Genomic DNA, 11,079 nt, shown 5'->3' on the forward strand with positions numbered 1-11,079 from the left:
CCCCTTTTTCAGCCTATGGCATGGGGCGAAGTATTCTTGCGCTCTTTACAGACGTCGCACAGACGTCACACAAAGTACGTTTTTGTTTCTCTGTGGAGTTGCGATGACCCTCACGATGAAGTCTGCCCGCTACGGTGCTTACTGCGCTTTGGCTTGGTGGGTCAGTGTTCCTTTGGCCCATGGGGCTGATGAGAATTTCTGTATCAATTACCAAGGGGTCACGGGTGAGGCTGTGGCCTTGGGTGTGCGTGATTGGTCGGGCGGCAGTTTGGTGGCTGAGCGGGTCACGGCGAGCGGCACGGAATGGCCGCCGGCCCCCGTGAGCTTGGGCGCGCGCAAGTGGGAGCCGATCTTGTTGCAAGCCAGCCGGGGGACTGATGTTCAAAGTCTGGCCGCTGGCTTGCGCGCCACGACCGCCCATACCGGCAGTTTCCCAGCACCGGGGGGTTACCTAGAGTTGGTGAGCGTGGGCTCTACAGGAACAGTGCTGCATTCAACGCGTTTCACCAGTCCGGTGGTGGTGGCTGTGACGGTGCCGACCTTGCCGGATCGGGCTCCCAAGTTTGAGTTTGAGGTGATGCCCGACCAGCAACTGGCGCAACTGCTTGGCACGGCCAAATGTGTCAAAGCTGTCAGTGCCACCCATGCCGCTGTTGCGGGGGATGCGCTGCGTTTGAGCGCCGAAGGGTTGGAGCCGATCACGGCCCTGCGCATGGTGGGTTTCAAATATGGCGTCAACTTGGTGGGTGAGTCGGGCGGGTTGCGTTCAGGGCAGCTGCGTATCAGCCCCAAGGGTCGTACTGAAACGGTCAAATTCACCCTGACATCAGCTCACACATCGGCTTGGTTCCAGTGGTTCCAAGAGGTGGTCGTGCAGTTCAAGGACATGCGCAAAACGATCACGGTGACGTTGCTCGATAGCGCTGGGCATCCGGCGTTGAACGTGGTTTTGCGGGACGTGTTGCCGCTGCGCTGGTCACCCATGGTCAGCGAATCCGACCCCGTGGAACGGTATGTGCTTGAAGTCGCCCCCACGCAGGTTGAAATCACCGTTCCGCAATAAACCCGATACATGGCACGGCTAGATTGCCTTGCCAAGCGAAGCGCTCAATTTTTCTTTTGTTTTTATCTCAGGAGGGGCAAATGGCCTCATGTGTTCGAGCTTGGTTGGCCTTGCCGGCCCTGTCAGTCACCTTGTCCGTTTTGGTGGCCTGTGGCGGCGGTGGTGGTGGCGCAGCCCCCACGCCGACACCCACACCCACTGCTGTGGCTTTGGCGGCTTCGCAGTACACGGTGTACAAGACGGGCTCGGTGGCTTTGCTGCAAAGCAGTGCGGTGTTGGCCTCACCCGGGGCCGGGGCCGTCAGTGCGGTTACCGCCACGCAAGCTGCGCTGTCTTTGGGGGTCGATGGCAACAGCACCCTCACCCTGACCAGTGGTACCGCCAGCACGGCCACATTCAGCGCTACCGGCTCGGCGGGCACCCCCTTCACGCTCTGGAGTGCGCGCAATGGCGCAGTCTTGATGCTTTGTGATGGCACTGCGGGTACAGGCGGCACACCGACCACCCACTACGTGGCACTTGCTACGGCTTCCAGCGATGCCGAGGGCAAGGCGACCGCCATCACCAGTGCTACTGGCTTGGCCGGCAAGTCGTTCCGTGCGGTGCATGACTGTGTCGCTGATACCACGCCCACGATGATCTTCGATGGCACGGGGGCTCTCATCTCGTCCAACCTCGCTGTTCCGGGCGATGTTGCGACCATCAATCAGATGCTCGGAGCTGCTGGCTACACGACCGTCTTGACCCATACCACGAGTGGTAGTTATTTGGGATCGACGGTTCACAGCCTCAAGGCCTATCAGTTCACGGTCGGGGGTGTCACCAAGGTGTATCTGGTTGAGCAAGTCAACTCAGATTTGACGGGCTCACCCGCCGTGACGCTGCGCTTGCTGACGTCCGAATAACCGAACAACGACTTCAAGGGACCCATCCATCATGGCTTCTCGTCTTGCAATCATCGACGCCAGCGTGGCGAATTCGGCCGGCCTGGTCGCCAGTTTTGGTACGGGTGTTGACGTGCTTATCTTGGACCCGACCCAGGACGCCCTCAGCCAGATCAACACCGCGCTGCAAAGCTACTCAAACTTAAGCGCTATCGACGTTTTCAGCCACGGCGCAGCGGGGCAGTTGACGCTCGGCAGCACGGTGATCGACAGCCTCTCGCTGCTGGGCACCGATCAGTCCAAGGCCTTCTCTCAGATCGGTAGCCATCTTGCCCCGGGCGGTGCGCTGTTGTTCTACGCTTGCGACTTGGCCGCCGGCCCGGCGGGTCAAGCCTTTGTGGATCAGTTGGCACAAGCCTCGGGGGCAGCGGTTGCCGCTTCGACCGATCTCACGGGTTCAGCCGCCCAAGGCGGTAACTGGGTGCTTGAAGCGCAAAGCCATGGGGCGTCTTCCACGGTGGCCGCCTTGGCCGTGTCTGGCTGGAGTGGCACCTTGGCGCATTTGGCCACCGCCACTTGGAGCGTCCCGCAGGCCGTGAGCCTGGCGGCACTGGCTCCGCTGCCTATGGCCTTGGCGTTGGGTGATCTCAATGCTGATACCAAGCCGGATCTGGTCGTGCTTGACCAAGCAACGGGTCAGGTGGTCGTGATGACCGGCGATGGACTGGGCGGCTTCAATACCGTCACGGCCACCGCTTATCCCGTGACCATGCTGGGTTCTCAATCATTGAGCTTGGGCGACGTGAACGGCGATGGCTTGTTGGACATCGTGACGGCGGACACTTCCAATTCACAAGTCTCTGTTTTACTCAATACGGGCGGTGCGACCTTTGGCCTTGCAACGGCGTTTCCCGTCGCTGGGGCCATGCCCTATGGGTTGGCCTTGGCTGATCTGAACGGTGATGGCTTCCTTGACATCGTCACGGCGGATGCTGATACCGGCGATACGGTCTCGGTGCTGCTGGGCAATGGCACCGGCAACTTCCCGGTTGCTGTGGGCTATGCCGTGGCCCCGGTGGCTGGTCCGGTGGTGTTCCATAGCCCGAAGGCTGTAGCGATTGCCGACGTGAACGGTGACGGCAAGTTGGACGTCATCACCGCCAACAACGCCAGCGGGGATGTTTCCGTTCTGCCCGGTACGGGTTTGGGTACCTTTGGTGCCGCTAAAAGCTATGCCGTGGGGACTTTCCCCTTGGGCGTTGCTGTGGCCGATTTGAATGGCGATACGTTCCCCGACATCGTGACGGCGGACAGTGGCAGTAATGCCGTGTCGATCTTGCTGAACGACAAACTGGGCGGTTTTGCCCCTGCCCAGTCGATGGCTGTGGGCTTCAACCCCATGTCGGTGAAGCTGGTGGATGTCAATGGCGATGGTTTGATCGACATCGTGACGGCCGATCAGATCAACAACCAAGTGTCGATTCTGACCAACATGGGCGCGGGTGTTTTTGGGACTGCGTCAGCGCAGGCTACCGCCGGTCTCAGCCCCAACGCTTTGGCGGTTGCTGATTTGAACGGCGATGGTCGTCCGGATCTGGTCACGGTCGATGGAGTCAGCGCCGGTGTGACTGTTTTGCTCAATGGGGGCTTGGGTGCCAACACGCCGCCAGCCCAAACAGCGCCACTGGCTGCTTTGCCCAATGTGCTGTCCAACACGGTGGTGGTACTGAGTAGCGCGCAGCTTTTGCAGGGTTACACCGACGCCAACGGCGACACCCTGTCGGTGGCCAGCGTGACATCGCCCGATGGTGTGGTGGTGGACAACCTCAATGGCACGTGGACCTTCATGCAAAACGCCGGTGTTAACGGTGCTATCAGCCTGAACTACAACGTATTGGATGGTCAGGGGGGCATCACGGCGGCGTATCAGAGTTTCGTGATCAATGATCCTGCTGTGCTGACGGGCACCTTGGCGGCGCTGCCGGCGGGCACTGAAGACACGCCCTACACCGTGCTGGTCAGTGACTTGCTGGTGGGCTATACCGATCCGAATGGCAACCCGCTGACGGTGACGAATCTCAGCTCGACCAGTGGGGCCACGGTAGACAACCACAACGGCACGTGGACGTTTACCCCGACCTTGAACCTCAACGGCCCGGTGAGCCTGAGCTACAACGTGGTGGATCTGCTGCTTGCGCCCGCTGTGGGCGCGGCGACCGCAGCCACACAAAGCCTGACGCTCACGCCCGTGAACGATCCGCCGGCGCTTACCGGCACCCCTGCCGTTTTGCCCTATGCCACCAGCAACTTGGCCGTGGTGATCAAGGATGCAGACCTTTTGGTGGGTTGGACCGATGTCGATGGCAATCCGCTGGCGGTCGCCAATCTGGCGGTGCTGGGCGGGGCCGGGACGGTGCTCCCCAACGGCAATGGCACATGGACGTTCACGCCATCTGTGGGTAACACCAATGGTTTGGTGAGCCTGACCTACAACGTGATGGATGGTCAGGGGGGTATCACGCCGGCCTCGCAGTCCTTTGCCTTGAACGATCCGCCGGCCTTGACGCTGCCTTTGATGGCGCTTACCCCGGGGTTAGAAGATTTTCCTGTCGGGCTGAGTGCCCCCGATTTGCTCACGGGCTACACCGACCCCAACGGTAATACGCTGTCTGTCATCAATGTGAGCAGCAGTGTGGGTGCGGTGGTCAATAACGGCATCATCAACGGCAACAATTTATGGACCTTCACCCCGCCGTTGAATTTCAATGGCACGGTGACGCTCAACTACAGCGTGGTCGATAGCTTGGGGGCCAGTGTGCCGGCCGTGCAGACCTTCTTTGTGTCGCCGGTCAATGATCCGCCGGCGTTGACCGGAACCGCCGCCACCTTGCCTTTCTCACAAATCGGCCAGTCTGGTTTGTTGCAGGTGGCTGATTTGCTTGCCGGGTGGACGGACGTCGAGGGCGATGCCCTTTCGGTGTCGAATTTGCGCTCGGTGGCGGGTGGCAGCGTCGATAACAACAACGGCACTTGGTCATTCACACCCTTTGCCGGGGCGGCCACAGGGTTGGTCGATCTGTTCTATGACGTGGTGGACGCTCAAGGGGGTGTTACCACCACGAGCCTACCGATCTTCGTCAACAACGCGCCCAGCTTGACCGGGACGGCTGCCGTCTTGGCCGCAGGGACGGAAGACATCACCTACACGATCAACGCTGCTGATTTGCTGGCCGGCTACACCGATTTGAACGGTGACGTGATGTCGGTGGGTGCGCTTAGCAGCACCGCTGGCACGGTGGTGAATAACGGCAATGGCACGTGGGCCTTGACGCCCATCTTGAACTTGAATGGCCCGGTGAGCCTGAGCTACAACGTGCTCGATACCCACGGTGGTGTCACGCCGGCAACGCAAGCATTCACGCTCACCGCCGTGAACGACGCGCCGGTGCTGGTCGCCGCCGTGGCCCAGACCTTGGTGGCCGGTGCCGCCGCCACGGCACAGCCCTTTAGCTTCGCTTTGCCCAACGGCTTGTTTACTGACGTAGACAGCACATTGACGCTCAGTGCCACCCAAGCCAATGGTGCGGCCTTGCCGACATGGTTGAGCTTTGATGCGGTGACGGGTACGTTCAGCGGTACCGCCCCCACAGTCAGTGCCGATACGGCGCTGTCGATCAGCGTTCAAGCCTCGGATGGGGTGAATCTGCCGGTTTCGACCTTGTGGAGCCTGGCTGTCGAGGTGCCACGCACCTTGGGTGGCACGGTGGGCAACGATGTACTCACCGGCGGCGCGGCCAATGACACCCTCAATGGTGGCTTGGGCAGCGACACGATGGTGGGTGGCTTGGGCAATGACATCTATGTGGTCGGCACAGGCGGCTTGACCGGCGATGTGGTGACCGAGCTGGCCGGGCAGGGCTTGGATACCGTCCAAGCGGGCGTGAGCTACTTGCTGCCCGCCAACGTTGAAAACCTCACCTTACTTAATGCAACCGCCACTATCGGCGGTGTTGCGGTGACGGCTGCTACCTTGGCCACGGGGGTGACTTTGGCTGCACAAATCCAAAGCCAAATCTTGGCCAAGGCCTCGACGATCAATGGGGCCGGCAATGAGCTGGACAACGTTTTGGTGGGCAATGCCGCCAACAACGGGCTCGGCGGCGGGCTGGGCCACGACACCTTGACGGGTGGCGCGGGTGCCGATCAGTTCGTCTTTAACACCGCCCCCTCGGTGGCCAACGCCGACACCGTGACCGACTTTGTGGCGGGCACGGATCATCTGGTGTTGGATACGGCCATCTTTACGGCCCTGAATGGCCTTCCCAATGCCAACCAACTGGTGAGTGCAGCGGGTGCGGTGGCCACCAGCGCCACCACGGTGCTGCTGTTTGATACCACCACCGGCCTCTTGTCGTGGGACGCCGATGGCAACGGCCCCGGTGCAGCGCTGCCGATCACCACCCTCAGTGGTGTGGCGGGCCTCAACATCAGTGCCTTTGCCTATGTCAACAGCGCGGTACCCACGCCAACAACGGTGACCATCGACCCCTTCACCCATTTGCCCATGGCTGTTATTTGAAAAGAGTGCTGCTCAAGAGGGAGCACCGCCCCCTCCGCTCCCGATCCGTGACCACGGTGCGCCCAAGCATCCGCATCTCTGATCCCGAGCAGCACCCGCAACGTGCCCGAGCACTGCCCACGGTATGCCCGGGCACCGGCCTCTCTGCCCCCAAGCAGTGACCACGGTGCGCCCGAGCACACACCTGTCTGCTCCCGGGCAGTGCCCGCAATGTGCCTAAGCACCGCCCCATCGGCTCCCGAGCTGTGCTTATGGTGTGCCGGAGCAACCACCTCGCTGCGCCCAAGCAGGCACCTCGGTTTGCTTTATCCTCCTCGCCCACTGACCGCATGAACCCACGTCAGCTCAGGGATGGACCAAACAGCTCACTTTTACAACCAGCACGCCGCTGAGTTCTTCGCCAGCACGGTCGGGGTGGACATGGCCCCGTTGCATGAGCGCTTCTTGGCCGTATTGCCGGCTGGAGCGACGGTGTTGGATGCCGGATGTGGTTCAGGGCGCGATGCCCGAGCCTTTGCGGAGCAGGGCTACCGTGTCAGCGCTTTTGACGCCTCACCAGCGCTTGCGGCGCTGGCCTCTGAACACTGTGGTTTCCGGGTGGCGGTGCGGCGTTTTGAGGATGTCGAGGACATCGCTTGCTTTGATGGCATTTGGTGCTGTGCCAGTCTGCTGCATGTGGCCCAAGCCGATGTACCCGAGGTGTTGATGCGTTTGTGGCGGGCACTGCGACCGGGCGGGACGCTCTACGTGAGCTTCAAACATGGTCAGGGTGAGCGTGTCCACCATGGGCGCGGCTTCACCGACGCCGATGAGCCAACCCTGAGGGGATGGTTTGCTTCATTGCCTGAGGCCCTTGAGCCCGAGATTTGGCTGACTGATGATCGCCGCCCAGAGCGTTTTGAACGCTGGACCAACGCTTTGCTGCGCCGCGCACCATCGCGCCGGTTGATCACAGGTGGTCGCGAGGATCATTTCCTGCCCCAGCTTTCGGCGGCATGTGCCCGAGCCACCCACGTTGATTTGGCCGTGGCCTTCGTCAAGACAACCGGATTGCGACTGCTGCTGCCTGACTTGCAGGCCGTGGTGAACAACACCGAACGCCGGTTGCGCTTGCTGACCAGTGACTATTTGGGCATCACCGATCCTGAAGCACTGCGTTTGTTGCTCCTGCTGCAACAGCAAGGAGCCGACGTGCGCGTGCATGTGACGCGGGGTGGCAGTTTTCACCTCAAGGCTTATCTGTTTGCTCGGTTGGAACAAGGTGAGTTGGTCGAGGGCACCGCCTTCATCGGTTCCAGCAACATCAGCCGACAAGCGCTTAAAGAAGGACTGGAATGGAACTACCGGGTGGTGTATCCCGGTGACAGCGGCTTTTTGGAGGCGAGGCAGCATTTTGAGCGGCGCTTTGCCGATGCCAACACCGTGCCCTTGACGGACGATTGGATCGAAGCCTACGAAGAACGTCGTAAGCCGCCGCCGATGGCCATAACGAGTGCGGCAATCGCATCGGGTAGCGACAGCGACGAACAAGAGGCTTTGCCCGAACCCACTGCTGTGCAACGTGCCGCACTTGCGGCACTCGTAGAGACACGAGTTCAAGGCTTTCGGCGTGGCTTGGTGGTGCTGGCTACCGGCTTGGGCAAGACGTGGTTGGCGGCTTTTGACACCCTGCAACTTGGGGCTCAGCGGGTGCTCTTTGTGGCCCACCGCGAAGAAATCTTGGCCCAAGCGGCTGCAACTTTCTTGCGCATTCGTCCGACAGCTCGCATTGGGGCTTATACCGGCCGCAAACGTGATGCAGAGGTGGACATCCTCTGCGCCTCGGTTCAAACATTGGGCCGCGCCGAGCACCTTGAACGCTTTGCACCGCACCACTTTGATTACGTGGTGATCGACGAGTTCCATCACGCCGCTGCGGCCACCTACCGGCGCTTATTGGGCCACTTTGCGCCCGCATTTCTGCTGGGTCTGACTGCCACCCCAGAGCGCACCGACCAGTCCGACATCCTCTCGCTGTGCGATGACAACCTTGTCCACACTTGCCAGCTCTTTGATGGCATCCGCGCTGGTCTGTTGGCCCCGTTTCACTACTACGGCATCTTGGACGAGTCGGTGGATTACCGCGATGTGCCATGGCGCAACGGCCGCTTCGACCCCGAGCAACTTGTCCATAAGCTGGCAACGCTGGCGCGTGCTCGACACGCCCTGAAGGAGTGGCGAGAACGCGCCCAGAGCCGCACGTTGGCTTTTTGCATTTCGCGCCGCCACGCTGACTTCATGGCGACGCAGTTCAGATTGGCAGGAGTGAGGGCTGCGGCGGTGTATACCGACTCCATCCTTGGCCGGGCACAGGCGCTGGAAGAACTCCAAGGCGGAACATTGCAAGTGCTGTTCAGCGTTGATCTGTTCAACGAAGGGGTGGATTTACCCGGCATTGACACCGTGATGATGTTGCGACCGACCGAATCGAAGATCTTGTTCCTCCAACAACTCGGACGGGGTTTACGTCGCTGCGAAGGTAAAAGCCATTTGGTGGTGCTGGACTTCATCGGCAATCACCGTGCTTTCTTGCGCCAGCCGCAGGCCTTGTTCGGTGTTGGGGTCAGCTCTCACGCGCTGGCAGAGTTTGCTGTGCAAGTGCAAGAAAAGAAGCTGGAACTGCCGCTGGGGTGCTTCGTCAACTATGACTTGCGCATCATCGACTTTCTCAAAGAACTGAACAGCCATGGCCCGCGCCAAGACTACGAAGCCTTGCGCAATACGCTTGGCCGACGCCCGACGCTGACTGAGTTCCACCGCTCAGGCTCCAGCGTGCAGGCCATGCGCAAACAGGCAGGGCATTGGTTCGAGCTGGTCCGCAGCTTGGGGGATTTGAGCGAAGAGGAAGAACACGCTGTTGCCGCCTTTGGTGCGTTGCTGCATGAGGTGGAAACCTCTGCCATGACACGCAGTTTCAAGATGGTGTTGCTTGAGGCTTTCTTGGAACTTGATGGCCTGAGCTCAGCGGTGTCTTTATCGCGCTTGAACCGGCGCTCACGCGAGGTGCTGGAGCGCCGCCGAGCCTTGCTGGCTGATTTACCCCCAGATGTGGCCGGTGTGGCGGGCGATTCGACCGCCTGGGCGACCTATTGGCGCAAGAACCCGGTTAACGCCTGGATCGGTGGTAACCGGGCAGCGGGTGCAAACGTGCTTTTCCGTGTTGAACGAGGAGATGTGGGTGATGTGTTCCGCCTCGCACAGGACGTACCGAGTGTGCTGACTGAGCAGCTGGCAGCGCTATTGCAGGAGCTGGTGGATTTCCGCCTTGCTAGCTACGAAGTCCGTTTGGCTCCGGTGGCGGGCGAGACAGCAACCAATAACGTTGTGCCTTTCCCGGTCCAACCACGCGAAGCGGTCGAATTGCCGTACTTCCCAAACCTCAAGATTGCTTGCGGGCACTTCCGAACAGGCCGAACTGATGCCGAAGAACATCGCGCACTGCCGGTCAGCTATGGACAGCTGGACCCCGGTCGGCATTTCATCGCAAAGGCTTCAGGCCGATCCATGGATGGTGGCAAGCAACCCATCCGCGATGGCGACTATTTGCTGCTTGAACTCGTTAACCCAAGTCGCGCGGGGTCCATCACAGGCAGCGTGATGGCGATTGAGCGCCAAGACGAATCAGGGGATAACCAATACCTGCTGCGTGTCGTCACCAAGAACGCAGCAGGCGAGTACATCTTGAAGGCGAACAACCCCGAATACGCCGACATGCTCGCCACCGATGACATGCGGACGTTGGCGCGTTTGCGTGCTGTAGTCGATCCGCTGGATCTGGCGGTGGGTGAATCCTTCGCCCGAGAAGACATTCCGCCCTTGTTTGGCGAAGAGTTCAACCCCGGAAACTGGAATAACGGTCATGTGGTGCTCAACGACAAAAAAGCGCACATCTTGTTGGTGACATTGAACAAGCAAGGCAAGGCTCAAGCGCATCGCTATCACGACCGCTGGCTCGACGCGCACACCTTCCACTGGCAAAGCCAAAACGCCACAACGCCCGCCAGCAAGCGTGGTCAGGCACTCATTCATCACGAGGAACTGGGTGTCGCTATTCATCTATTCGTGCGCGACAGCAAGCTTTCAGCTGGGAAAAGTGCGCCATTCGTTTATCACGGTCGCGTGACTTATCGGTCACATGAAGGCAGTGCCCCGATGAGCATCCAGTTCCGGGTCTGATTCCCGCATCCCCCCTCAACCCAACTTTGGGGGGATACAGCTCAAGTCGCTGCGCGGCAAAGAATGGGACGCCCTTTCAATCAAACGGGAGTTCTCCATGCAAGCTAAGGTGATTACGAATTTTGTGCGGCTGAACGAATCGGACTTTCAGACCAAGGTGGCGCTGATCGTGGCGTCGTTGACGGGGAATGCGCGTTTCCCTGAGCCGTGGGGCCGGCACCGGCGCCGAGTTTGGCGCAGATCAATGCGGCTTTTGAGGTGTATCGCAGTGCGTATCGCGCCAGCCTGACGCACGACACGATCAAGATTGCTGAGCGCAACAGCGCCCGTGAGGCCTT

The 11,079-nt window shown here is 60.4% G+C and carries 4 protein-coding genes; all 4 read left to right on the forward strand.

Annotation, left to right across the window (positions count from 1 at the left end):
• Nucleotides 1–115 precede the first annotated feature (115 nt).
• Entirely contained in the window at nt 116–1,063 is a 948-nt protein-coding gene (locus tag AC3VI7_RS05380) for a hypothetical protein (RefSeq protein WP_489671068.1), read from the forward strand.
• Nucleotides 1,064–1,143: 80 nt separating this feature from the next.
• Complete coding sequence (locus AC3VI7_RS05385) at nt 1,144–1,968, forward strand: hypothetical protein (protein WP_489668824.1); 825 nt, start codon at nt 1,144–1,146, stop codon at nt 1,966–1,968.
• 31 nt (nt 1,969–1,999) lie between these two features.
• Nucleotides 2,000–6,526: a cadherin-like domain-containing protein gene (locus tag AC3VI7_RS05390; protein WP_489668823.1), complete on the forward strand. Its 4,527-nt coding sequence runs from the start codon at nt 2,000–2,002 to the stop codon at nt 6,524–6,526.
• 351 nt (nt 6,527–6,877) lie between these two features.
• Complete coding sequence (locus AC3VI7_RS05395; protein ID WP_489668822.1) at nt 6,878–10,741, forward strand: DUF3427 domain-containing protein; 3,864 nt, start codon at nt 6,878–6,880, stop codon at nt 10,739–10,741.
• The last annotated feature ends 338 nt before the right edge of the window (nt 10,742–11,079 follow it).

This window comes from Leptothrix toolikensis (SeqCode) (genome assembly GCF_057922285.1).

Coding starts and splice junctions, on each gene's coding strand:
- AC3VI7_RS05380 (WP_489671068.1), top strand. CDS start 116: ATGAAGTCTGCCCGCTACGGTGCTTACTGCGCTTTGGCTTGGTGGGTC.
- AC3VI7_RS05385 (WP_489668824.1), top strand. CDS start 1,144: ATGGCCTCATGTGTTCGAGCTTGGTTGGCCTTGCCGGCCCTGTCAGTC.
- AC3VI7_RS05390 (WP_489668823.1), top strand. CDS start 2,000: ATGGCTTCTCGTCTTGCAATCATCGACGCCAGCGTGGCGAATTCGGCC.
- AC3VI7_RS05395 (WP_489668822.1), top strand. CDS start 6,878: ATGGACCAAACAGCTCACTTTTACAACCAGCACGCCGCTGAGTTCTTC.